The following is a 22,333-nucleotide window of genomic DNA, read 5'->3' on the forward strand; positions in this document are numbered from 1 at the left end:
GCGATCGAGCGGCTATGCGGCGTCCCTGCGGCGCGTCCGGTGCCAGCGGGCGAGCAGCCCCTCCGGAACCTCCTCCGCGGTCAGCGCGAAGACCAGATGGTCCCGCCAGGCGCCGTCGATGTGCAGATAGCGCGGCCGCAACCCCTCCTCGCGGAAGCCGAGTTTCTCCACCACCCGGCGCGAGGGGCCGTTCTCCGGCCGGATGCACACCTCCATGCGGTGCAGCCCCACCACGCGGAAGCAGTGGTCCGTGGCGAGCGCCACCGCCGTCGGCATCACCCCGCGCCCGGCGACCTCGCTGTCCACCCAGTAGCCCACGTGCCCCGAGCACATCGACCCCCAGGTGATCCCCGCGACGGTCAGCTGCCCGGCCATCCGGCCCCGGTACTCGATGACGAACGGCAGCATCCGGCCCGCGTTCGCCTCCGACCGCAGGTGGCGCACCATCTGACGGTACGTGGGGCGCTGCGCGGGCGGCATGCCCGGCGCGGGCGGCGGCACCGTCGCCTCCCAGGGGCGCAGCCACTCGCGGTTGCGGCGGTTCACCTCCCGCCACTCCCGCTGGTCGCGCATCCTTATCGGGCGGAGCACCACGTCTCCGTCGGCGAGGACGGCCGGCCAGGCCGCGATCATGACGCCGGGCCCGCTTCCGCCGGTCTCGGGTGGTCGCCGCCGCGGATCTGGTCCACGGCGTGCCGCAGCAGCGGCTCCAGGACGGCGAGCCCGTCCCGCACCCCGCCGGTCGACCCCGGCAGGTTCACGATCAGCGTGCCGCCCGCGACCCCGGCGAGGCCGCGCGAGAGCGCCGCCGTCGGCACCTTCTCCCGGCCGTACGCCCGGATCGCCTCCGGGATGCCGGGGACGTGCCGCTCCAGGACCCGGGCGGTGACCTCGGGCGTCTCGTCGGTCGGCGAGATGCCGGTGCCGCCGGTCGTGAGGATCACGTCGTACCCGGCCGCGATCCCGGCCCGCAGCGCCGCCTCGACGGGCGCCCCGTCCGGGACGACCTGCGGCCCGTCGACCGCGAAGCCCAGCGCGCGCAGCCCCGCGACGATCAGCGGGCCGCCCTTGTCCTCGTAGACCCCGGCGGAGGCCCGGTTGGAGGCGGTGACGACGAGCGCCGCGTACGGCGTGGGCAGGGGGGCTCCGGAGGGCTTCCCCGCGGCGTGCCCGTGCTCGTGCTCGTGCGCGCCCGCGACCCGGCCGCCGCGCGTCACGCGTCGTCCCGGGTCCAGTGGCCCGACTTGCCGCCGGTCTTCTCCTCCACCCGCACGTCGGAGATGACCGCGCCCTTGTCGACCGCCTTCACCATGTCCACGACGGTCAGCGCCGCCACCGACACGGCGGTGAGCGCCTCCATCTCGACGCCGGTGCGGTCGGTGGTCCTGACGGTCGCCAGGATCTCCACGGCGTCGTCCGCGACCGTGAGGTCGAGCGTCACGCCGGAGACCGCCAGCGGGTGGCAGAGCGGGATGAGGTCGGGGGTCCGCTTCGCGCCCATGATCCCGGCGATCCGCGCGGTCGCCAGGGCGTCGCCCTTCGGCACGCCCTCGCCGCGCAGCAGCTCGATCACGCGCGGCGAGACGCGCACGCGTCCGCTGGCGCGCGCCGTGCGGGAGGTGACGTCCTTCGCCGATACGTCGACCATGCGGGCGGCGCCCGCCTCGTCGATGTGGGTGAGGCCTTGCTGCGTGCTCATCGCCGTGACACTCCCGGTCGCTGTGTGGGACGACACACCGTACCCCCGCCCGGCCCCCCTCAGCCGAGGAGGACCACGTCCAGCTCCTCCCCCGGGCCGGCGGCGGTGCGGTCCTCCGGGACCACGAGCAGGCAGTCCGCGTGGGCGAGGGCGGCGATCAGGTGGGAGCCGGCGCCGCCCACGGGGGTGACGGTGCCGGACTCGGCGTCGTACGCCCCCCGGAGGTACTGGCGCCGGCCGGCCGGGGAGGAGAGCGGGGCGTCGGCCTTCAGGGTGGCGCGGACGACCGGGCGGTGCAGGTCGGCCAGGCCCATCAGGGCGCGGATGGCCGGCCGGACGAAGAGCTCGAAGGAGACGTACGAGGAGACCGGGTTGCCCGGCAGGGCGAGGAGCGGGATCTGCTCGGCGCCGATCGCGCCGAAGCCCTGCGGCTTGCCCGGCTGCATGGCGAGCTTGCGGAAGTCGACCTGTCCGTCGGCGGTCAGGGCCTCCTTCACCACGTCGTAGGCGCCGACGCTGACGCCGCCCGTGGTGACGAGGAGGTCGGCCCGGATGAGCTGGTCCTCGATGGCGGCGCGGAGCGATTCGGCGTCGTCGGCGACCGCGCCGACCCGGTAGGCGAGGGCGCCCGCGTCCCGGGCGGCGGCGGCGAGCGCGAAGCTGTTGGAGTCGTGGATCCGGCCGGGGCCCAGCTCCTCGCCGGGCTGGACGAGTTCGCTGCCGGTGGAGAGGACCACCACGCGGGGGCGGGGCCTGACCCGGACCGTGCCCCGGCCGATCGCGGCGAGCAGGCCGATCTGCGGCGGCCCGAGGACGGTGCCGGCGGCGAGGGCGAGCTCGCCCGCGCCCACGTCGCTGCCGGCCCGGCGGACGTGGGCGCCGGCCTCCGCGGCGCGGTGCACCCGGACCTCGCCCGCGGCGCCCTCCGGGGCGCTGCTCGCGGCCCGCATGCCGGTGGCCGCGCCCTCGCCCGCGCCGCCGTCGGTCCACTCGACGGGGACGACGGCCTCGGCGCCGGGCGGCAGCGGGGCGCCGGTCATGATGCGGGCGGCCTGGCCGGGGCCGACCTCCGGCAGGCCGTCGGCGCCCGCGGCGACGTCGCCGACGACCGTGAGGACGGCGGGGAACTCCTCGGTGGCGCCCGCGACGTCGGCGACCCGGACCGCGTACCCGTCCATGGAGCTGTTGTCGAAGGGCGGCAGCGCCGCCGGCACCGTCACGTCCTCGACCAGGACGCAGCCCTGGGCGTCGAGCAGCTGGAGCTCGATCGGCTCCAGGGGGCGGACGGTCGCCAGGATGTCGGCCAGGTGCTCGTCGACCGACCACAGGCCGGCCCGGTCCGGTCCCGCGCAGGGGTCGCCCGGTCCGTGCCCGTGACCGCGGTCCTGCGGGTCCTGCGGGTCCTGCGGGTCCTGCGGGTCCTGGGACGGTGCCGCGTCGCTGCTCAAGGTGCTACATCTCCTCGCTGACATATCTCCGGAGCCAGGCCCGGAAGTCCGGTCCCAGATCTTCACGCTCGCACGCGAGTCTGACAATGGCACGCAGATAGTCGCCGCGGTCCCCGGTGTCATAGCGGCGTCCCTGGAAGACGACGCCGTGCACCGGGCCGCCGAGCTTCTCGTCGCTCGCCAGCTTCTGGAGCGCGTCGGTCAGCTGGATCTCGCCGCCCCGGCCGGGCTCGGTCTCGCGCAGCATGTCGAAGACGGCCGGGTCGAGCACGTAGCGGCCGATGACGGCGTAGTTGCTGGGCGCCTCGGCCGGCTCCGGCTTCTCCACCAGGTCGGTCACCCGCACCACGTCGCCGTCGACGGTCGGCTCGACCGCAGCGCAGCCGTACAGGTGGACCTGGGAGGGCTCGACCTCCATCAGCGCGACGACGCTGCCGCCCTCGCGCTCCTGGATCTCGACCATGCGCGCCAGGAGGGGGTCGCGCGGGTCGATCAGGTCGTCGCCGAGGAGGACCGCGAAGGGCTGGTCGCCCACGTGCGGCGCCGCGCACAGCACCGCGTGGCCGAGGCCGCGGGGGGCGCCCTGGCGCACGTAGTGCATGGTGGCGAGGTCGCTGGACTCCTGGACCTTGGAGAGTCGTTCGCCGTCGCCCTTGCGGAGCAGCGCCTCCTCCAGCTCGTAGTTCCGGTCGAAGTGGTCCTCCAGCGGACGCTTGTTCCGGCCGGTGATCATGAGCACGTCGGAGAGTCCGGCCGCGACGGCCTCCTCGACCACGTACTGGATCGCCGGCTTGTCGACGACCGGCAGCATCTCCTTGGGCGTCGCCTTCGTCGCCGGCAGGAAGCGGGTGCCGAGACCGGCGGCCGGGATGACAGCCTTGCTGATCCGGCCGGGCCGGGGGAACGACTGATTCATGCAGGCACCTTAACTGCTGGGGAATGAGAGGAAGATGTAACTCTGATTAACTTTCTCCCCATAAAGGCGGTTACGAACGATTCACGAGGATCTCCCGTGCAGAAAGTGAATGCGGACTTGTCCGAAAAAGCCCTCCTGCGGCGGCGACTTCTCGACGCGCGCGCCGCGCTCTCCCCCGACGCGCTCGCCCGGACCGCCGAGGCGCTGGCCGCGCACGGCCTCGGCCTGCCGGAGCTGGCCGGGGCCGCCACCGTCGCCGCGTACGTCTCGGTCGGCCGCGAGCCCGGCACCCGCGCGCTCCTCGACGCCCTGCACGCGCGCGGGGTGCGGGTCCTGCTGCCGGTGCTGCTGCCCGACAACGACCTGGACTGGGCGGTCTACGAGGGGCCGGAGGCGCTGGCGAAGGCCGGCCGCGGCCTGCTGGAGCCGACCGGCCCGCGGCTCGGGCCGGACGCCGTGTGCACGGCCGACGCGGTGCTGCTCCCGGGGCTCGCGGTGGACGCGCGCGGCATGCGGCTCGGCCGGGGCGGCGGCTCGTACGACCGGGTCCTCGCCCGGCTCGCCCGCGCCGGGAGGGAACCGGCCCTGGTGGTGCTGCTGCACGCGAACGAGGTGGTCGCGCGGGTCCCGGAGGAACCGCACGACCACCCCGTGCAGGCGGTGGTCACCCCCGAGGGGGCGACCCGCTTCGGCCGTTCGTGATCACCGGCCGGACGCTTTCCGGCCGTTCCGCGATCACGGCTTGAGCGTCAGCGTGTCCTTCGTCGCCGCGTCGACCGCGGCCTTGCCGTAGGCCCAGTCGTACAGCTCGCCCTCGGCCCAGGCGTCGGTCTGGTCGGTGTAGTTGTCGTGGAAGGCGTGGCCGGAGGCACCGGTCAGGTTGATCCACCGGGACTTGTCCCAGTCGCCGACGTTCACGACCATCCGCATCGACGGCACCCAGATGACCTCGTAGCCGCCGGCCGCGTTCCAGCCGGTCGCGTCGACCGCGGCCTCGCCGCCGCCGAGGTTCCACGGGCCGCGGTTGAGCAGCTTCTGGACCACGCCGGGTCCGGCGGTGCCGAGCGTCTGGTTCTTCAGGGTCAGCTGGTGCAGCCGGCCCCAGCTCCAGGTGGAGACGTCCTTGCCGAGCTTGGCGGTCAGCTCCCAGCGGGCGTCCTTCATCGCCCGGGCGAGCAGCTGGTCGCGGGTCTCGGTGGCCGGGTCGGTGCGGGTGGCGGGGGTGTTCCACCACGCGCTCTTCTCCTGCTTGAGCAGCGGGCGGACCACCTCGTACCAGCGGTCGCCGCCGTCCGGCTGCGCCGAGTCGGGGTCGCGCTCGCCGCACTCGCGGACCAGCTTGTTCTGCTCGTCGACCGGGCCGGTCGCGTCCACCGGGCGCACGTTGACGCAGTCGCCCTCGGCGCGCACCTCCTTGGGCAGCTTGTCGCCGAAGGAGAGCTTGAGGACGTTGCGCCAGACCGCGTTGAAGTACGCGGCGGCGGCCGAGTCGGGCTCCTGGGTGTAGTCCCAGCCCTCCAGGAGCTTCTGCGCCTCGCGGACGTACGGGTCGGAGACGTCGACCTTCAGCAGCAGCGGGTTGAGCAGGGTGGCGATCTCGCTGCGGTTGTCCGTCTGCATGGTCCGCATGTCGTCCGGCGAGATCTTGCCGCCGTCCTTGGTCTTCGACTCGATGAGGTCGTTGATCCGCTGACTGCGGGAGCCGTAGCCCCAGTCCTCGGTGAGCAGGTCGTCGTACTGCTCCGGGGAGATCACGGCCTGGTTGGCGGTGACGATGTAGCCGCGGTCCGGGTTGTACTCGTACGGCAGCTGCTCGAAGGGGATGTAGCCCTTCCAGCGGTAGGCGGAGTTCCAGCCGGGGGCGGGCACGGTGCCGTCGCCGGTGGCGCGGCGCGGGATCTTGCCCGGGGACTGGTAGCCGATGTTGCCCTTGGTGTCGGCGTAGACGAGGTTCTGCGAGGGGACCTCGAAGTTCTTCGCGGCGGCCCGGAACTGCTTGAAGTCCTTGGCGAGGTTGAGCGCGAAGATCGCGTCCATGGACTTGCCGGGCTGGAGGGCGGTCCACTGGAGGGAGACGCCGTAGCCGGTGCCGCGGTCGGGGGCGGAGTTGCCGACGGGGGCCTTCTGGCCGACCTGCTCCAGTTCGGAGGAGCGGTCGGAGACCAGCGGGCCGTGGTCGGTGGAGCGGACGGTGATGGTCCGGCTGGAGCCGCCGGCGACCTTGATGGTCTCCTCGCGGGTGTCGAAGGGCTTGACCTTGCCGTCGACGAGGTAGCCCTCGGGGCTGACCTTCTCCAGGTAGAGGTCGGTGACGTCGGCGCCGAGGTTGGTGAGGCCCCAGGCGATGGAGTCGTTGTGGCCGATGATCACGCCGGGCATGCCGGAGAAGGTGTAGCCGGCGACGTCGTAGCGGCAGGTCGCCGAGACCGAGCGGCAGTGCAGGCCCATCTGGTACCAGAGGGACGGCAGCATCGGCGCGAGGTGCGGGTCGTTGGCGAGCAGCGGCTTGCCGGAGGTGGTGAGCTCCCCGGAGACGACCCAGGAGTTGGAGCCGATGCCGTTGCCGTTGGGGCCGAGCAGCGCGGGCACCTGGTCGAGGACGTCCGAGAGGCCGGAGAGGGCGGCGAGCTGGGCGCTCGGGCCGCCGGTGCCGCCGGCCGCGCCCGTGCCGGTGCCGGCGCCGTCGGCGTCCTCGTCGTCCTTGCCCGCCTTCGGGTCGAACTTCTTCGTCACCGGGTCGACCGTGCCGCGGTCGAGGATCGGCTGGTGGAGCTCGTACGGGTACGCCGGGTAGAGCTGCTTGATCTGCGCCGGGGTCAGCCGGCTGGTGAGCAGCGAGCGGTCGATCTCGTCCTGCATGTTGCCGCGCAGGTCCCAGGCCATGGCCTTGAGCCAGGCCACCGAGTCGACCGGGGTCCACGGCTCGATCGCGTAGTCGTTGGTGAGGGCCAGGGCCGCGTACTCGACGGAGACGTCCTTCGGCGCCCGGTCCTTCAGGTAGGCGTTGACGCCCTCCGCGTACGCCTGGAGGTACTTCTTCGTCTGCGGCGCCAGGACCTTGTCGTACTCCTGCTGCGCGACCTGGCGCCAGCCCAGGGTGCGCAGGAAGGCGTCGGTCTCGACCTGGCCCTCGCCGAACATCTCGGAGAGGCGTCCGGCGGTGAGGTGCCGGCGGACGTCCATCTCGTAGAAGCGGTCCTGCGCCTGGACGTAGCCCTGCGCGCGGAAGAGGTCGGCCTCGGTGTCCGCGTAGATCTGCGGGACGCCGAGGGCGTCCCGCTTGACCTCGACATCGCCGGAGAGCGCGTCGATCCGGGCCTCGCCGGTGGTCTGCGGGAACGAGGCCCGGACGGTGCCGACTCCCCACCAGCCGCCGAAGGCGACGGCCCCGACCAGCGCAAGGACCAGGAGCAGGACGATCAGGCGGGCGCGCCTGCCTTTCTTCTTGGCGGGGGGCGCGGTCGTGTTGGAGGGCATCGCTGTCCTTCGAGGGGCAGGGTGGTCCTGGAGTACGGGAGCCACCTTAGGCGCAGCGCCTGGGCGCCTTGGACGCGGTGTCAGGGAGGAACCGTACGGATGACCGTCCGATGACCGTATCGGAGAGGACCGGAGCGCAAAGAAGGCGTCAAGAAAGCGTTAAAGATTAGGTAAGGTAACGAAGTACCTGGTGCTGGAGGAACGATCCGGCGCGTGCGAGGGGAAGGAACGGCGCACTGACTGTCCACGAGCTCAACGAACTCCTGCTGATCAGCTCACTGGTGCTGCTGATCGCGGTCGCCGCCGTCCGGATCTCGTCCCGCAGCGGCCTCCCCAGCCTGCTGCTCTACCTCGGCATCGGCGTCGCCATCGGACAGGACGGCATCGGCAACGTCGCCTTCGACAACGCCGAACTCACCCAGGTCATCGGCTACGCGGCCCTCGTCGTCATCCTCGCCGAGGGCGGCCTCGGCACGAAGTGGAAGGAGATCAGGCCGGCCCTGCCGGCCGCGGTCGTCCTCTCCACCGTCGGCGTCGCCGTCTCCGTCGGCATCACCGCCGCCGGCGCCCACTACCTCGTCGGCCTGGAATGGCGGCAGGCCCTGATCATCGGCGCCGTCGTCTCCTCCACCGACGCCGCCGCCGTCTTCTCCGTGCTGCGCAAGGTGCCGCTGCCGTCCCGGGTCACCGGCGTGCTGGAGGCCGAGTCCGGCTTCAACGACGCCCCCGTCGTCATCCTCGTCGTCGCCTTCTCCTCCGCCGGGCCCGTCGACGACTGGTACGTGCTCGTCGGCACGATCGCCCTGGAGCTCGCCATCGGCGCCGCCATCGGCCTCGCGGTCGGCTTCGTCGGCTCGTACGGGCTCAAGCACGTCGCCCTGCCGGCCTCCGGCCTCTACCCGATCGCCGTCATGGCCATCGCCGTCACCGCCTACGCGGCCGGCGCCCTCGCCCACGGCTCCGGCTTCCTCGCCGTCTACCTGGCCTCGATGGTCCTCGGCAACGCCAAGCTGCCGCACGCCCCCGCCAACCGCGGCTTCGCCGAGGGACTCGGCTGGATCGCCCAGATCGGCATGTTCGTCCTGCTCGGCCTGCTCGTCACCCCGCACGAGCTCGTCCACGACTTCTGGCCCGCCGTCGTCATCGGCCTCGTCCTGACCATGGTCGCCCGGCCCATGGAAGTGCTGGTCAGCCTGCTGCCCTTCCGCATCCCCTGGCAGGAGCAGGCCCTCATGTCCTGGGCCGGCCTGCGCGGAGCCGTCCCCATCATCCTCGCCACCATCCCGATGGTGGGGCAGATCGAGGGCAGCGAGCGGATCTTCAACATCGTCTTCGTCCTGGTCGTCGTCTACACCCTCGTCCAGGGCCCGACCCTCCCCTACCTGGCGAAGGCGCTGAAGCTCGGCGACTCCGCCGGGACCGCCGACCTCGGCGTCGAGTCCGCCCCGCTGGAGCGGCTCCGCGGCCACCTGCTCTCCGTCGCCATCCCCGAGGGCTCCCGGATGCACGGCGTCGAGGTCGCCGAGCTGCGCCTCCCGGCCGGCGCCGCCGTCACCCTCGTCGTCCGGGACGACGCCAGCTTCGTCCCGGGGCCGGCGACCGTCCTGCGCAAGGGCGACGAACTGCTCGTCGTCGCCACCGACCCGGTGCGCGACGCCACCGAGCGCCGGCTGCGCGCGGTCGGCCAGGGCGGCAAGCTCGCCGGCTGGCTCGGCACCGGGGACGGGCGGAAGGCGGTCACCACGACAGCGACCCGCTTCCACCGGCCGGCCTCCATGACGGGCAAGGACGCGCCGCCGACGGGTGACCCCGGGCGAACGGATCGTTAATCGCGGGCATTATTTCGGGGTCAGGAGCGTTCTTCCCAGTGGAATCGCAGGCGGGAGAACGCTCCTCCCTGTACCATGAAGGCACACTTGATCGAACCAACTCTGCCTGACGCAGAGCTGGCGCGACCGTATGGCGGCCGGCGCCCCTCCGCAGGGGGCCCTCCCGGTATCTACCGCAGTTCCGCGCAAGAGGACAGCTCTCGGCGAGACCGGCACCACCGTGCCCGCGCGCTACCAGGCGGCAGAAAGGCCAGGACCGTGGCGTCCACGGTCGTCTCCGAGAAGCGGCCCGGCTACGGGCAGCTGCTGCGCACCCCCGGTGCGCTCTCCTTCCTGCTCCCCGGCTTCGCCGCCCGGCAGCCCTTCGCGATGCTGACCATCGGCATCGTCCTGCTCGTCCAGCACACCACCGGTTCCTACGGCAGCGCCGGCGCCGTCGCCGCCGTCACCGGTGTCTCCATGGCGCTCTTCGCCCCGCAGAGCGGCAAGCTCGCCGACCGCTTCGGCCAGCGGGCCGTCCTGGTCCCCGGCGTCCTCGTCCACTCCGCCGCCGTCTCGCTGCTCGTCGTGCTCGCGCTGGCCGGCGCCCCGCTGTGGGCGCTGTTCCTCGCCGCCGTGCCCGCCGGCGCCTCCGTCCCGCAGGTAGGCCCCATGGTCCGGGCCCGCTGGGCGGCCAAGCTCGACGGCACCCCGCTGATGCCGACCGCCGCGGCCTTCGAGTCCGTCACCGACGAGTTCACCTTCGTCGTCGGCCCGGTCCTCGCCACCGCCCTGTGCACCGGCGTCCACCCCGCCGCCGGTCTGATCACCGAAGCCGCCCTGACGCTCCTCGGCGGCCTCTTCTTCGCCGCCCAGCGCGCCACCCAGCCGCCGCACGGCCTGTCGGCCGCGGCCGGCCGCGACGGCGCCGAGCCGCACCGCTCCGCGCTCTCCGTCCCCGGCGTCCGCGTCCTGATCGTCGCCTTCCTCGGCATCGGCGCCGTCTTCGGCGGCATGCAGGTCTCCCTCACCGCCTTCAGCGAGGAGATCGGCAACCCCGGCGCGAACGGCCTGCTGTACGGCGTCTTCGCGGCCGGCAACATGCTCGCCGGCATCGCCATGGGCGCCGTCGCCTGGAAGACCGGCCCCCGCCGCCGCCTGATCCTGGGCTACGCCGGCCTCACCGTCGCCGCCTCCCTGCTGTGGAGCGCGCACTCGGTGGTGCTGCTCGGCGCCCTCGGCCTCGTCGTCGGCCTGTGCATCGCCCCGGCCCTGATCACCGGCTACACCATCGTCGAGACGCTCATCCCGGCGACCGCCCGCACCGAGGCCTTCACCTGGCTCACCGGCGCCGTCGCCCTCGGCCAGGCCCTGGCCGTCACGGTCGCCGGCCGGCTCGCCGACGCCCACGGCTCCGGCGCCGGATTCCTCGTCCCGGCCGCCGGCACCGCCCTCGCCTTCGTCACGCTCGTCGCCCTGCGCGGGAAGCTCAGGCCGCGCGAGGCGAGCCGGGTCGCGGCACGTGGTGTCGGTCACCGCGTGCCGGTGGCGGTGGACTGAACCGACGGAATACGTCACTATGGATCGTCGTTAGCACTCGATGAGTGTGAGTGCCAGGAGGAAGACTAGTGCCGACCTACCAGTACCAGTGCACCGAGTGCGGCGAGGGCCTTGAGGCGGTCCAGAAGTTCACGGACGACGCGCTGACCGAGTGCCCCGCCTGCCACGGCCGCCTCAAGAAGGTGTTCTCCGCCGTCGGCATCGTCTTCAAGGGCTCCGGCTTCTACCGGAACGACAGCCGCGGTGCCTCGTCCAGCAGCTCCCCGGCCTCGAAGAGCTCGATGTCCTCCACGACGTCCACCTCCTCGACCCCGTCGTCCTCGGACGCGAAGCCGGCCGCGTCGACGACCACGACCACCACGACGTCCTCGTAGCCGTCCTCGCCCCCGGCCGCCTGAGGCCGCGCGCACCACGAGACCCCGGCCCCGGCCCCCTCACGAGGGGGCCGGGGCAGCGGCACGCCCGGACGCCGGCGGGCCCAGGAGCCAGGGGTGCGCGGGTCCGGCGCGTACACGGTCTCGGCGGGGGCGGGGCGGGTGCGTAGGGTGACCGGCATGGTGAGCAGCGCTTCCGGCTCCGCGGCCGACGACACGTACGCCGAGATCGGCGTGATCGGGGGCTCCGGCCTCTACTCCTTCCTCGACGAGGTCCGCGAGGTCCCCGTCACCACCCCCTACGGCGACCCCAGCGACTCCCTCTTCCTCGGCGAGGTGGCCGGCCGGCGGGTCGCCTTCCTCCCCCGCCACGGGCGCGACCACCGCATCCCGCCGCACCGGATCGACTACCGCGCCAACCTCTGGGCCCTGCGCTCCGTCGGCGTCCGCCAGGTCCTCGGCCCCTGCGCCGTCGGCGGCCTGCGCCCCGAGTACGGCCCCGGCACCCTCCTCGTCCCCGACCAGCTGGTCGACCGGACGAAGAACCGCGCCCAGACCTACTTCGACGGCGAACCGCGCCCCGACGGGGCCGTCCCTAACGTCGTCCACGTCTCCTTCGCCGACCCCTACTGCCCCGACGGGCGGCAGGCGGCGCTCAAGGCCGCCCGCGCCCGGGACTGGCGGGCCGTCGACGGCGGCACCCTCGTCGTCGTCGAGGGCCCCCGCTTCTCCACCCGCGCCGAATCCCGCTGGCACGCAGCCAACGGCTGGTCCGTCGTCGGCATGACCGGCCATCCCGAAGCCGTCCTCGCCCGCGAACTCGGCCTCTGCTACACCTCCCTCACCCTCGTCACCGACCTCGACGCGGGCACCGAGACCGGCGAGGGCGTCTCCCACACCGAGGTCCTGCGCGTCTTCGGCGAGAACGTCGGCCGGCTCCGCGCCGTCCTCTTCGACGCGATCGCCGCCCTCCCGGCCACGGTGGACCGCGCCTGTCTCTGCACCCGTGCCCACGACGGCTGGGACCTCGGCATCGAACTGCCGTAACGCTCCCCAAACCGCCCGTGGGAGTGGGCGGGTCGTCCACAGGCCGTGGACCGTCCACAGGCCGGAGCGGGATCCGGCGCGGGGCGGGACCCTGGCCGCATGAACACGACGCACGCCCCCACCCCCGTCCCCGCCCCCTGCGAGGTGCCGGACTTCCCGCCGCTGCGCGTACGCGGCGGGCGGTTCCGGCCGCGCCGGGCGCCCGGCGCGCTCCTCCTCCTCGCGGCCGCCGCGCTCGCCCTGGTCGCCACCGCGCCGGCCGCCCCACCGGGCGGCGGGCCCGGCTCCGGGTCACGTCCCGTGGCGGTGCCCTCCGCCCGCTCCCCCGCCGCCGCCCCGGTGCGGCTCGTGTCCGCGCCGGTGCGGATCGCGGACGCCGAGGCCGTACGGCTGCTGCGGGCCGGCGACCGGGTGGACGTCATCGCCGCGCCGCTCGTCGGCTCCCCGTCCGGGGGCGGCGGTGCGGTGCGGGTGGTGGCGCGGTCCGCGCGGGTGGCCGAAGTCCCGAGCCCGGGGGAAACCCGCCCGGACGGAGGGGCGTTGGTCGTCCTGTCCGTGCCCCGGGCGACCGCGACGGCGCTGGCGGGTGCCGGTGTCACGTCCCAACTGGCGGTGACGCTGTGCTGATTCGCACGGACACGCTGTCAAGTCACCGTCCCGTGTGTACGGATTGGACGGCCTCGCGCCCTTCACGGCCTAATGGCTCCGCACACAGCAGCACACCCCTAGAAAGGCACCCCGGTGGCGAAGAAGGAAAGCGTGATGGCGGGCTTCAAGGCCTTCCTCATGCGCGGAAACGTGATCGACCTCGCCGTGGCGGTCGTCATCGGCGCCGCGTTCACCAACATCGTGAACTCGGTCGTCAAGGGAGTCATCAACCCGCTGGTGGGCGCCTTCGGCACCCAGGACCTGTCGAGCTACCAGTCCTGCCTCAAGGGCCCCTGCGAGGTGGACGACGCCGGCAACGTGGTCTCCGGCATCCCGATCATGTGGGGAACGGTCCTCAGCGCGATCCTCAGCTTCCTCATCACCGCGGCCGTCGTCTACTTCCTGATGGTCCTGCCGATGGCCAAGGTCCTCGCCAAGCGTGCCGCGCACGACAAGGCGAAGGAGGGCGTCCAGGAGACCATGGAGGTCAGCGAGCTGGAGGTGCTCAAGGAGATCCGCGACCACCTGGTCGCGCAGCGCGGCCCCGGCAGCGACAAGGGGACGCACTCCACCCCCTGACCGGAGGTGCGCTCCGGCGTCAGAGGTGGTGCGGCGGCTTCTCGTCGAGGAAGCGCGCGAGGTCGGCGGCGCTGCCGCCGGTCGGAGGCCGCTCGCCCCACCCGCGGTCCGTGTCGTCCGCGGACTGCGCGTCCAGCGGATCGTCGAAGACGATCGCCGGCTTCGGGCGGTTTTCGGAATGCGGCCGAATGCCGTTCGGCTTCGCGTCTCGCGGTCCGTGGGCGGGGGCGGTGCTCATGTCTTCAGGGTACGCCCGCTCCCCCGCCCCGGACCCTCCCGGCCGGTGCTCTCCCGGCCGGTGCTCTCCGGGTCACCGGTCCTTCGGGTCCAGCGCCCACAGTCCGAGGACCACCAGGAACGACAGGACGAGGAAGCCCGCGCCCCACCAGGCGGTGCCGGTGTCGCCGGACATCCACTCGTCCACCACGATGGTCAGCCCCCAGAGCTGGCCGATCACCACCGTGAGCGCCAGCGCGAGCCGCGCCGACAGCTTCGAGGAGCGCTCCGGTTCCTGCTCCGTGCCCGCCCCGGGGCCCGGCCCGGTGTGCCGGATCCGCGGGTCGCCGTAGCCGCTCGTGGGCCGGATCTGCGGATAGCGCTCGTGCACCGGCCGGTTCAGCCGCGGCTGCGCGCTGCCCGGGGTGTAGGAGGGGCGCTCCGGGAGCGGGTTCTCGGTCGTCATGCGCGCTCGCTCCGTTCTGTTCCGGCCCGGGCGGCGGGCGCCCCGGCCCGGAGGGCCGCGCAGGGCGGGGTGCCGGCGCCGCGCTGGCGGCAGTACCCCTCCTGGAGGCTCTCGCCGGAGCGGGCGGTGCCGATGGCCCAGACGCTGCCGTCGATCTGCTCGATCAGGATGACCTTGGGCAGGCCGCGCGGCGGCGGGCCGGCCGTGACCTCTCCCGTGCGGGCGTCGAAGACGCCCTCGTGGCAGGGGCAGTACAGCTCGCCCTCGCTGCCCCGGTCCTTGCGCCAGAGGACGGCGCAGGCGAGGTGGGTGCAGACGGCGGAGTAGCCGGCGAGGGTGCCGTCCTCCATGCGGACCGCGATCGCCCGGTCCTCGTCGCCCGGGTAGCGGAAGGCGAGGGACTCCCCCGGCAGGATCCGGTCGGCGATCTTCTTCACCTCGGGGGTGCCGTCGGGGTCGCCGTGCCGGTGCAGGATGCCGGAGGCGACGGCGACGCCGCCGACGGCGAGGCCGCCGGAGACGGTGGCGACGATCCGCAGGTAGTCGCGGCGGGTGGTGAGCGAGTCGGCGGCGATCCGGTCGCGGAGCGCCTCCTGCGCCGCGTCGGTCTCCCCGGGTCCCAGCCTCTGCGCGCCGGAGGACGGACCGGAGGCCGGGCCCGGACCGTCGGCGGGCGGCTGTTCGGTGACGCTCATCGGACATCCACTCCGTTGATCTCGACGACCGGGAGGCCCCCGGGGACGGGCCACTGGACCTTGTCGGCGGGGACGACCATCGCCACGCCGGTCTGGACGACGACGTCGCCGAAGGCGAAGGAGTCGGCGACCTGGACGCCGGGGCGTTCGGCGCGGAGCTCGTCGAGGGTGCCGTAGAAGAGGGCGCCGGTGGGGCAGACGGTGGCGCACATGGGGGCGAGGCCGTAGGCGGTGCGGTCGTAGCAGAGGTTGCACTTCATCTGGAGCTTCGCCCGGAGGTCGATCTTCGGGACGCCGAAGGGGCAGGCGTTGACGCAGTTGGCGCAGCCGATGCAGCGGGTGGTGTCGGCCTGCTGCACCACTCCGTCGGCGGTCACCAGGATCGCGTCGGCGGGGCAGACCTCGGCGCAGGGGGCGACGGGGTCCTCGCAGTGCATGCAGACGGTGGGGAGGGAGGCGACGGAGTGGCCCTCGTCGGTGTAGTCGAGGTGGATCATCGACTTGCCGCGGTGCGAGTCGCATTCGCGGCAGGCGGAGACGCATGCCTGGCAGCCGATGCAGCGGCCCGGGTCGATGAAGATCGTGCGGCCCATCATGTGCGGTCAGCTCCTCTCCGCGGTGCCCCGGCCCTGCGGGGACGTGGGCGGCAGGGGGTCGGTGCGGGAGACCTGGGTCTCGGGGTAGGCGAGCTGCCCGGGGGCGGTCGGGGGCGCGGGGACCTCGTCGACGCGTTCGGCGGCCTCGATGCGGGCGGCGCAGACCTTGTACTCGGGGATCTTCGAGCGGGGGTCGAGGGCGTCGACGGTGAGGGCGTTCGCGGCGGTGGGGACGGGCCAGTGGTAGGGGACGAAGACGGTGTCGGGGCGGATGGCCTCGGTGACCAGGGCGGGGAAGACCTCGCTGCCGCGGCGGGTGACGACGCGGACGGGGTCGCCGTTGCGGAAGCCGTGGGAGGGGTGGACCTCGACCCACGGGCGGGGGGTCTGTTCGACGAGCGCGCCGAGCCGGCGGGTCTGGTTGCCGGAGAGGAAGTGGGCGACGGTGCGGCCGGTGGTGAGCGAGAGGGGGTACTCCTCGCTGTACGGGTCCATCGGCGGGTGCCACTCGACGACCTGGAGGTGGATCTTGCCGTCGGGGTGGTAGGTGCGGCCGTCCTCGAAGAGGCGGGGGGTGCCGGGGTGCTCGGTGGTGGGGCAGGGCCAGGCGATGCCGCCGGTCTCCTCCAGGCGCTCGTAGGTGATGCCGTAGTAGTCGTTGACGGTGCCGGCGGAGGCGATCCGCAGCTCCTCGAAGACGGAGCGGGAGTCGGGGAAGGCGAACTTGTCGCCGGCGCCGAGCCGCTTGGCGAGCTCGCACATGACCCAGGTGTCGGTGCGGACGCCGGCCGGGGGCTCCTGGGCCTTGTTGTGCTTGACGACGCGGGCCTCGGCGTTGGCCATGACGCCCTCGTCCTCGGCCCAGACGGTGACGGGGAAGACGACGTGGGCGTTGGCGGCGGTCTCGGAGAGGAAGAAGTCGAACTGGGCGTGGAACTGGAGGGCGTCGTAGCCCTCCTTGACCGTGGCGTAGTTCGGGAGGGAGACGAAGGGGTTGTTGCAGATGCCGATGAGGCCGCGGATCTCGGCGCGCTGCATCTGCCAGACCATCTCCATCATGGAGGTGCCGGCGGCGGGGAGTTCGGATTCCTCGATGCCCCAGATCTCGCAGATCTGGCGGCGGTGCTCGGGGTTGGAGATGGAGCGTCCGCCGGGCAGGAGGTCGGACTTCTGGCCGTGTTCGCGGCCGCCCTGGCCGTTGCCCTGGCCGGTGATGGTGCCGTAGCCGGCGCCGGGCTTCCCGATGTTTCCGGTGGCGACGCACAGGTTGATGATGGTGAGGCAGTTCTCGACGCCCTGGGAGTGGTGCTCGACGCCGCGGGCGTGCCAGGCCATGGCCTTGCCCGCGCCGGCGAACATGCGGGCGACCTGGACGATCTGTTCCTCGGGGACGCCGCAGATCCGCGCGGAGCGGGAGGGCGGGTACTCGGCGACGGTGGCCCTGACCTCGTCCCAGCCGGTGGTGTGACCGGCGAGGTAGGCCTCGTCGGTGAGGCCCTCGGCGACGATCACGTGCAGCACGGCGTTGAAGAAGGCGGAGTCGGTGCCGGGCTTGAGGGCGACGTGGACGTCGGCGGTGCGGGCGATGGCGGTCTGCCGGGGGTCGACCACGATGAGGGAGGCGCCGCGGTCGCGGGCCCCCCACAGGTACTGGGTCATCACCGGGAAGCATTCGCCGACGTTGGAGCCGGCGATGAGGAGGCAGTCGGTGAGGAGGATGTCGGAGAAGGGGTTGCCGGCCCGGTCGATGCCGAAGGCGAGCTTGTTGGCGCCGGCGGCGGAGACCATGCAGAGGCGCCCGTTGTAGTCGACGTGCTTGGTCTTCAGGGCGACGCGGGCGAACTTGCCGACGAGGTAGGTCTTCTCGGAGAACAGGCTGGCGCCGCCGAGCAGTCCGAAGGCGTCGTTGCCGTACTCGGCCTGGATGCGGCGGATCTCGGCGACGGTGTGGTCGAGGGCCTCCTCCCAGCCGACCTCGCGGAACTCCTCGTCGCGGTTGCGGCGCAGGAGCGGGGAGGTGAGCCGGTCGGGGTGGTTGACCTGCTGGTAGGCGTTGATGCCCTTGGGGCAGAGCCGCATCCGGTTGATGTCGTGGTTGCGGGGCTCGACGCCGAAGACCTTGCCCGCGCGGTCGACCCGCAGGTACATGCCGCACTGCACGCCGCAGAAGCAGCAGTGGGTGGGGACGAGCGTCTCCTCGTTCTGGTCGGCGTGCCACCGGTCGGCCGGGATCCCCCCGGCGTCCCGGAAGTTCCGCGTCCCGGGCGGGGCGACGGAGGGGTCGAGCGGCACTGCCCGGGAGGGGTCGGTCGCGGTCACTCGCTGAAGCCCTTCTTGACGTGGGTGAGGTAGGCGCCGCCGCGCAGGACGCGCTTGCAGCGGGGGCAGTACTCGGCCCACTCGTCGAAGTCGAGCTTGAGGTCCTTCATGGTGCCGCGCAGGTTCTCGACGTAGTCGGGGGTGTCGATGGGCTCGTGGCAGCGGCGGCAGCCCTGGAGCTCCTCGTCCTTGCGCCGGGAGGTGTACTTGAAGAGCTGCATGCCGACGGCGGCGGGGCGCTGGACGATGTGGAAGAACTTCCCGAAGGGGATGTAGATGAGGGTGAAGACGACCGAGACCATGTGGAGGATCGCCAGGAACTCGTAGCCGCCGCCGTGCAGGAAGATCGACGAGAAGGTGAGCAGCAGGCCGGTGACCGAGATGACGACGAGGGCGATCAGCGGGATCAGGTCGTAGGCGAAGCGCTGGCCGGTGACGGCGCCGCGGTCCTTCATGCGCCGCCACAGGAAGTAGGAGGCGCCGGCGATGACGAGGACGGCGGCGATGTCCAGGCCGTGGAACATGAGCCAGCCGAGGACGTTCAGCGAGTCGAAGCCGAGGACCTTGAAGCCCCAGATCCGCATCTCGTAGCCGGGTCCGTCGCCGGTGGCGGACGTGAAGGTGAACCAGCCCCAGGTGAGCGGGAAGGTGATGAGGGCGGCGAGGACGCAGCCCCAGAAGAGGAGCTGGTGGGCGGCCCAGCGGGCGTGCGAGCGGGCGCCGAGGAACTTCTGGAAGCCGAGGTAGGTGGCGATCATCTTCGGCAGGGCGGTGGGGGCCCGGCGGAAGTTCGCGGCGGAGAAGAAGGAGCGCCAGCCCTGGCGGAAGAGGCGCCGGGCGCCGGGGGCGGAGATCCAGACGGTGTAGCGGTAGACAACGCCGAAGGCGAGGAAGACGGTGGCGACGGCGTAGGGCAGCAGGGCCGAGTCGAAGTCGCGGAGCAGCCGGCTGCCGAGGACGATCGCGAGGATCAGCAGCAGGGAGACGGCGGTGGCGGTGAGGGCGGCGCGGCGGCGGACGGCGGCGGGGGTCTGGGGCGCGCGGCCGTCCGCGGCCGGTGCGGGCGCCGGTTCCGGCTCGGTGGTGGGGGGCTCGGCGGTCTGCGGTGGCTCGGTCACGGGGCCACGGTAGGACGCATGTACCTTTTAGGCCCGTTATGCCCGGCATGGGAGTGAACGTGTCGCAGAGGGGTCTCCGGGCGGGGTCACACCGCTTTCCGGGCGGGGCCGCACCCCGTTCCGGGCGGGGTCACACCGCGTTCAGGCCGTGGCTCCGGAAGACCTCGCGGACCGCCGCGACCTGCTCGGGGGCGGGCGACGGGGTGTCGTGGAGGGTGAAGGGCATGTCGAGGGCCCGCCACTTGGCCTCGCCCAGCTTGTGGAAGGGGAGGACGTCGACGCGGGAGACGTTGCCGAGGCCGCCGGCGAAGGCGGCGACGCCCTCGACGTTGGCGGGGTCGTCGGTGAGGCCGGGGACGAGGACGAAGCGGACGTGCACCTCCTGGCCGAGGCCGGCGAGCCGGCGGGCGAAGTCCAGGGTGGGCTTCAGGGGGCGGCCGGTGACCTTCCGGTACGTCTCCGGGTCCCAGGACTTGATGTCGAGGAGGACCAGGTCGGTGTCGCGCAGCAGCGCGTCGGTGGCGCGGGCGCCGAGGAAGCCGGAGGTGTCGAGGGCGGTGTGCAGGCCCAGCTCGTGCTTCATCCGGTGCAGCAGCTCGCCGGTGAAGACGGGCTGGAGGAGGGGTTCGCCGCCGGAGACGGTGGCGCCGCCGCCGGAGGCGGAGATGAAGCGGACGTACTTGGCCGCCTCGGCGATCACGTCGTCGGCGGAGGTCCGCCTGCCGTTGCGCATCCGCCACGTGTCGGGGTTGTGGCAGTAGAGGCAGGTCAGCGGGCAGCCGGAGAGGAAGGTGACGAAGCGGGTGCCGGGGCCGTCGACGCCGGTGGAGAGGTCCCAGGAGTGCACCGAGCCCTCGGCGGGGCGGTGGGTCGCGGCGGCGGCCGGGGTGGCGGCCTGGGCCGGAGTGGCGGGGCGGACGGGGACGTCCGGGCCGAGGAGCGTGGCCATGGCAGGGCCTCCTGGGGAGGAGAGGGGTGGTGGGGGCGGGGGCCGGGGGCCGCCCGGTGAGGGCGGGCGGCCCCCGGAGCGGTGGGGCTACAGCGTGCCGTGGAAGGTGCGGTTGAGGACGTCGAGCTGCTGTTCGCGGGTGAGGCGGACGAAGTTGACCGCGTAGCCCGAGACCCGGATGGTCAGCTGCGGGTGGTTCTCCGGGTGCTCCATGGCGTCCATCAGCACGTCCCGGTTGAGGACGTTGACGTTCATGTGGAAGCCGTCGCTCGCCATGTAGCCGTCGAGGACGCCCGCGAGGTTCCTGATCCGCTCCTCGGGGGTGCGGCCCAGGCCGTCGGGGGTGACGGTGTTGGTGAGCGAGATGCCGTCCTCGGCGTCCTCGTACGGGAGCTTGGCGACCGACAGGGCGGAGGCCACGTAGCCGTGGGTGTCGCGGCCGTTCATCGGGTTGGCGCCCGGGGAGAACGGCTCGCCGGCCCGGCGGCCGTCGGGGGTGTTGCCGGTCTTCTTGCCGTAGACGACGTTCGAGGTGATCGTCAGGACGGACTGGGTGTGCTCGGCGTTCCGGTAGGTCGGGTGCTTGCGCACCTTCCGCATGAACTCCTCGACCAGCCGGACGGCGATCCCGTCGACCCGCTCGTCGTTGTTGCCGTAGGCCGGGTAGTCGCCCTCGACCACGTAGTCGACGGCGAGGCCGGTCTCGTCGCGGACCGGGCTGACCTTCGCGTACTTGACGGCGGCCAGCGAGTCGGCGGCGACCGAGAGGCCGGCGATGCCGCAGGCCATGGTGCGGCGCACGTCGCGGTCGTGGAGCGCCATCTCCAGGCGCTCGTACGCGTACTTGTCGTGCATGTAGTGGATGACGTTGAGCGCGTGGACGTAGACCTCCGCGAGCCACTCCATCTGCGCGTCGAACTTCGCCATCACCTCGTCGTAGTCGAGGACCTCGGCGGTGAGGGCGCCGGTGGCGGGGCCGACCTGGGCGCCGGACTTCTCGTCGCGGCCGCCGTTGATCGCGTACAGCAGCGTCTTGGCGAGGTTCACGCGGGCGCCGAAGAACTGCATCTGCTTGCCGACCGGCATCGCGGAGACGCAGCAGGCGATGGCGGTGTCGTCGCCGAAGCGGGGCCGCATCAGCTCGTCGGACTCGTACTGCACGGACGAGGTGTCGATGGAGACCTTCGCGCAGAACTCCTTGAAGCCCTGCGGCAGCCGCGGCGACCAGAAGACGGTCATGTTCGGCTCGGGGGCCGGGCCGAGGTTGTAGAGGGTCTGGAGGTAGCGGAAGGAGGTCCTGGTGACGAGCGGCCGCCCGTCCTCACCCATGCCGGCGATGGACTCGGTGACCCAGGTCGGGTCGCCGGAGAACAGCTCGTCGTACTCGGGGGTGCGCAGGAAGCGCACGATGCGGAGCTTGATGATGAAGTCGTCGACCAGCTCCTGGGCCTGCTCCTCGGTGAGGAGCCCGGCCTCGATGTCCCGCTGGAGGTAGACGTCGACGAAGGTGGAGGTGCGGCCGAGCGACATCGCCGCGCCGTTCTGCTCCTTCACGGCGGCCAGGTAGGCGAAGTACAGCCACTGGATCGCCTCACGGCCGGTGGTGGCCGGGCCGGAGACGTCGTACCCGTACGAGGCGGCCATGGCCTTCAGCTCGCCGAGGGCGCGCATCTGCTCGGACAGCTCCTCGCGGAGCCGGATGGTCTCCTCCAGGGAGCGGCCGCCGGCCGGGAGGGCGTCGAGCCCGGCCTTCTCCTCCTTCTTGACCGCGATGAGGCGGTCGACGCCGTAGAGGGCGACGCGGCGGTAGTCGCCGATGATGCGGCCGCGGCCGTAGGCGTCGGGGAGGCCGGTGACGATGCCGGCCTTGCGGGCGGCGCGGATCTCCGGGGTGTAGGCGTCGAAGACGCCGGCGTTGTGGGTCTTGCGGTACTCGGTGAAGACCTTCTCCAGCTCCTCGGAGACGGGGTAGCCGTACGTCTCCAGGGCGCCGGCGACCATGCGCCAGCCGCCGTAGGGCATGATCGCCCGCTTCAGCGGGGCGTCGGTCTGGAGGCCGACGATCAGGTCCTTGTCGCGGTCGATCCAGCCGGGGGCGTGGGCGGTGATGGTGGAGGGGACGTCGTACGCGACGTCGTGGACGCCCTTGGCGCGCTCCTCGGGGAACTTGTCCGTGATCGCCTTCCACACGGCGGTGGTCCGCTCGGTGGGGCCGGCGAGGAAGGAGTCGTCGCCCTCGTACGGGGTGTAGTTCTGCTGGATGAAGTCGCGGACGTCGATGGCGTCGCGCCAGAGCCCGCCCTTGAAGCCCTTCCAGGCCCGCTCGGTCACCGTGGTCTCCGCAGGGGTCGCAGTCACGTCCCGCACCGCCTTCTTCGAATCATTCGATCGCGTCGTTGCCTGCTTTCATTTCACTCC

The 22,333-nt window shown here is 72.5% G+C and carries 21 protein-coding genes; 7 read left to right on the plus strand and 14 right to left on the minus strand.

Annotated elements, in window-relative coordinates; all coding sequences use genetic code 11:
- Nucleotides 1-12 precede the first annotated feature (12 nt).
- From ACFW6A_RS07310 to galU, 5 genes are all read right to left on the minus strand, one after another.
- Complete coding sequence (locus tag ACFW6A_RS07310; protein ID WP_351853420.1) at nucleotides 13-633, minus strand: GNAT family protein; 621 nt, start codon at nucleotides 631-633, stop codon at nucleotides 13-15.
- Nucleotides 630-1,217, minus strand: coding sequence for a MogA/MoaB family molybdenum cofactor biosynthesis protein (locus tag ACFW6A_RS07315; RefSeq protein WP_351853418.1), 588 nt, complete (start codon nucleotides 1,215-1,217; stop codon nucleotides 630-632). Before ACFW6A_RS07315 ends, ACFW6A_RS07310 begins: the two co-directional genes overlap by 4 nt.
- On the minus strand, nucleotides 1,214-1,699 hold the full coding sequence (gene moaC / locus ACFW6A_RS07320; protein ID WP_351853416.1) for a cyclic pyranopterin monophosphate synthase MoaC: 486 nt from the start codon (nucleotides 1,697-1,699) through the stop codon (nucleotides 1,214-1,216). Before moaC ends, ACFW6A_RS07315 begins: the two co-directional genes overlap by 4 nt.
- Nucleotides 1,700-1,758: 59 nt before the next feature.
- The gene (gene glp, locus ACFW6A_RS07325) at nucleotides 1,759-3,027 is read right to left on the minus strand and encodes a gephyrin-like molybdotransferase Glp (protein ID WP_386639431.1); all 1,269 of its coding nucleotides are present in this window, start codon (nucleotides 3,025-3,027) and stop codon (nucleotides 1,759-1,761) included.
- A 124-nt stretch (nucleotides 3,028-3,151) separates the two neighbouring features.
- Complete coding sequence (gene galU, locus ACFW6A_RS07330; RefSeq protein WP_351853412.1) at nucleotides 3,152-4,063, minus strand: UTP--glucose-1-phosphate uridylyltransferase GalU; 912 nt, start codon at nucleotides 4,061-4,063, stop codon at nucleotides 3,152-3,154.
- A 105-nt stretch (nucleotides 4,064-4,168) separates the two neighbouring features.
- Here galU and ACFW6A_RS07335 point away from each other — a divergent pair, with 105 nt between their 5' ends.
- Nucleotides 4,169-4,765, plus strand: a complete 597-nt coding sequence (locus ACFW6A_RS07335) for a 5-formyltetrahydrofolate cyclo-ligase (RefSeq protein WP_351853443.1) — start codon at nucleotides 4,169-4,171, stop codon at nucleotides 4,763-4,765.
- Between the two features lie 33 nt (nucleotides 4,766-4,798).
- On the opposite strand, the gene ACFW6A_RS07340 is transcribed toward ACFW6A_RS07335, so the two are convergent.
- On the minus strand, nucleotides 4,799-7,540 hold the full coding sequence (locus ACFW6A_RS07340) for a penicillin acylase family protein (protein WP_351853410.1): 2,742 nt from the start codon (nucleotides 7,538-7,540) through the stop codon (nucleotides 4,799-4,801).
- Between the two features lie 281 nt (nucleotides 7,541-7,821).
- Here ACFW6A_RS07340 and ACFW6A_RS07345 point away from each other — a divergent pair, with 281 nt between their 5' ends.
- The 6 genes from ACFW6A_RS07345 (at nucleotide 7,822) to mscL (ending at nucleotide 13,556) form a co-directional block, all read left to right on the plus strand.
- Nucleotides 7,822-9,369 (plus strand): potassium/proton antiporter, encoded by a 1,548-nt coding sequence (locus ACFW6A_RS07345; RefSeq protein WP_351853407.1) that lies wholly within the window; start codon nucleotides 7,822-7,824, stop codon nucleotides 9,367-9,369.
- Between the two features lie 258 nt (nucleotides 9,370-9,627).
- Complete coding sequence (locus tag ACFW6A_RS07350) at nucleotides 9,628-10,908, plus strand: MFS transporter (protein WP_386481701.1); 1,281 nt, start codon at nucleotides 9,628-9,630, stop codon at nucleotides 10,906-10,908.
- A gap of 68 nt (nucleotides 10,909-10,976) precedes the next feature.
- On the plus strand, nucleotides 10,977-11,282 hold the full coding sequence (locus ACFW6A_RS07355) for an FmdB family zinc ribbon protein (protein ID WP_386639240.1): 306 nt from the start codon (nucleotides 10,977-10,979) through the stop codon (nucleotides 11,280-11,282).
- Nucleotides 11,283-11,462: 180 nt separating this feature from the next.
- A complete protein-coding gene (locus ACFW6A_RS07360) occupies nucleotides 11,463-12,329 on the plus strand; it encodes an S-methyl-5'-thioadenosine phosphorylase (protein WP_386639243.1) in 867 nt (288 codons plus the stop codon).
- 99 nt (nucleotides 12,330-12,428) lie between these two features.
- Nucleotides 12,429-12,956, plus strand: coding sequence for a hypothetical protein (locus ACFW6A_RS07365; RefSeq protein ID WP_351853396.1), 528 nt, complete (start codon nucleotides 12,429-12,431; stop codon nucleotides 12,954-12,956).
- A gap of 135 nt (nucleotides 12,957-13,091) precedes the next feature.
- Nucleotides 13,092-13,556 carry a large conductance mechanosensitive channel protein MscL gene (gene mscL, locus ACFW6A_RS07370; protein WP_351853440.1) on the plus strand — a complete coding sequence of 155 codons (465 nt, stop codon included), beginning with the start codon at nucleotides 13,092-13,094 and terminating at the stop codon, nucleotides 13,554-13,556.
- A 19-nt stretch (nucleotides 13,557-13,575) separates the two neighbouring features.
- Here the strand turns inward: mscL and ACFW6A_RS07375 are convergent, their stop codons facing one another.
- From ACFW6A_RS07375 to pflB, 8 genes are all read right to left on the minus strand, one after another.
- Complete coding sequence (locus ACFW6A_RS07375; RefSeq protein WP_351853393.1) at nucleotides 13,576-13,794, minus strand: hypothetical protein; 219 nt, start codon at nucleotides 13,792-13,794, stop codon at nucleotides 13,576-13,578.
- A 72-nt stretch (nucleotides 13,795-13,866) separates the two neighbouring features.
- The gene (locus tag ACFW6A_RS07380; RefSeq protein ID WP_351853390.1) at nucleotides 13,867-14,238 is read right to left on the minus strand and encodes a DUF6755 family protein; all 372 of its coding nucleotides are present in this window, start codon (nucleotides 14,236-14,238) and stop codon (nucleotides 13,867-13,869) included.
- A complete protein-coding gene (locus tag ACFW6A_RS07385; RefSeq protein ID WP_351853387.1) occupies nucleotides 14,235-14,933 on the minus strand; it encodes a Rieske (2Fe-2S) protein in 699 nt (232 codons plus the stop codon). Before ACFW6A_RS07385 ends, ACFW6A_RS07380 begins: the two co-directional genes overlap by 4 nt.
- Nucleotides 14,930-15,529 (minus strand): 4Fe-4S dicluster domain-containing protein, encoded by a 600-nt coding sequence (locus ACFW6A_RS07390; protein ID WP_351853384.1) that lies wholly within the window; start codon nucleotides 15,527-15,529, stop codon nucleotides 14,930-14,932. Before ACFW6A_RS07390 ends, ACFW6A_RS07385 begins: the two co-directional genes overlap by 4 nt.
- 6 nt (nucleotides 15,530-15,535) lie before the next feature.
- Nucleotides 15,536-17,848, minus strand: coding sequence for a molybdopterin oxidoreductase family protein (locus ACFW6A_RS07395; RefSeq protein WP_351853381.1), 2,313 nt, complete (start codon nucleotides 17,846-17,848; stop codon nucleotides 15,536-15,538).
- Complete coding sequence (locus ACFW6A_RS07400) at nucleotides 17,845-18,966, minus strand: MFS transporter (protein WP_351853379.1); 1,122 nt, start codon at nucleotides 18,964-18,966, stop codon at nucleotides 17,845-17,847. The genes ACFW6A_RS07395 and ACFW6A_RS07400 overlap by 4 nt, the downstream gene beginning before the upstream one ends.
- Nucleotides 18,967-19,096: 130 nt before the next feature.
- On the minus strand, nucleotides 19,097-19,915 hold the full coding sequence (gene pflA / locus ACFW6A_RS07405; RefSeq protein WP_386481684.1) for a pyruvate formate-lyase-activating protein: 819 nt from the start codon (nucleotides 19,913-19,915) through the stop codon (nucleotides 19,097-19,099).
- Nucleotides 19,916-20,002: 87 nt separating this feature from the next.
- Nucleotides 20,003-22,273, minus strand: a complete 2,271-nt coding sequence (gene pflB, locus ACFW6A_RS07410; RefSeq protein WP_386481682.1) for a formate C-acetyltransferase — start codon at nucleotides 22,271-22,273, stop codon at nucleotides 20,003-20,005.
- Nucleotides 22,274-22,333: the final 60 nt, after the last annotated feature.

It is taken from the genome of Streptomyces sp. NPDC058758, from assembly GCF_042746075.1.
In the GTDB taxonomy this organism is placed as follows: domain Bacteria; phylum Actinomycetota; class Actinomycetes; order Streptomycetales; family Streptomycetaceae; genus Streptomyces.

What these genes read in the sequence shown, in the direction of transcription:
- ACFW6A_RS07310 (WP_351853420.1), bottom strand. Translation starts at nt 633, where the DNA reads ATGATCGCGGCCTGGCCGGCCGTCCTCGCCGACGGAGACGTGGTGCTC.
- moaC (WP_351853416.1), bottom strand. Translation starts at nt 1,699, where the DNA reads ATGAGCACGCAGCAAGGCCTCACCCACATCGACGAGGCGGGCGCCGCC.
- galU (WP_351853412.1), bottom strand. Translation starts at nt 4,063, where the DNA reads ATGAATCAGTCGTTCCCCCGGCCCGGCCGGATCAGCAAGGCTGTCATC.
- ACFW6A_RS07340 (WP_351853410.1), bottom strand. Translation starts at nt 7,540, where the DNA reads ATGCCCTCCAACACGACCGCGCCCCCCGCCAAGAAGAAAGGCAGGCGC.
- ACFW6A_RS07360 (WP_386639243.1), top strand. Translation starts at nt 11,463, where the DNA reads ATGGTGAGCAGCGCTTCCGGCTCCGCGGCCGACGACACGTACGCCGAG.
- ACFW6A_RS07365 (WP_351853396.1), top strand. Translation starts at nt 12,429, where the DNA reads ATGAACACGACGCACGCCCCCACCCCCGTCCCCGCCCCCTGCGAGGTG.
- mscL (WP_351853440.1), top strand. Translation starts at nt 13,092, where the DNA reads ATGGCGGGCTTCAAGGCCTTCCTCATGCGCGGAAACGTGATCGACCTC.
- ACFW6A_RS07375 (WP_351853393.1), bottom strand. Translation starts at nt 13,794, where the DNA reads ATGAGCACCGCCCCCGCCCACGGACCGCGAGACGCGAAGCCGAACGGC.
- ACFW6A_RS07380 (WP_351853390.1), bottom strand. Translation starts at nt 14,238, where the DNA reads ATGACGACCGAGAACCCGCTCCCGGAGCGCCCCTCCTACACCCCGGGC.
- ACFW6A_RS07385 (WP_351853387.1), bottom strand. Translation starts at nt 14,933, where the DNA reads ATGAGCGTCACCGAACAGCCGCCCGCCGACGGTCCGGGCCCGGCCTCC.
- ACFW6A_RS07390 (WP_351853384.1), bottom strand. Translation starts at nt 15,529, where the DNA reads ATGATGGGCCGCACGATCTTCATCGACCCGGGCCGCTGCATCGGCTGC.
- pflA (WP_386481684.1), bottom strand. Translation starts at nt 19,915, where the DNA reads ATGGCCACGCTCCTCGGCCCGGACGTCCCCGTCCGCCCCGCCACTCCG.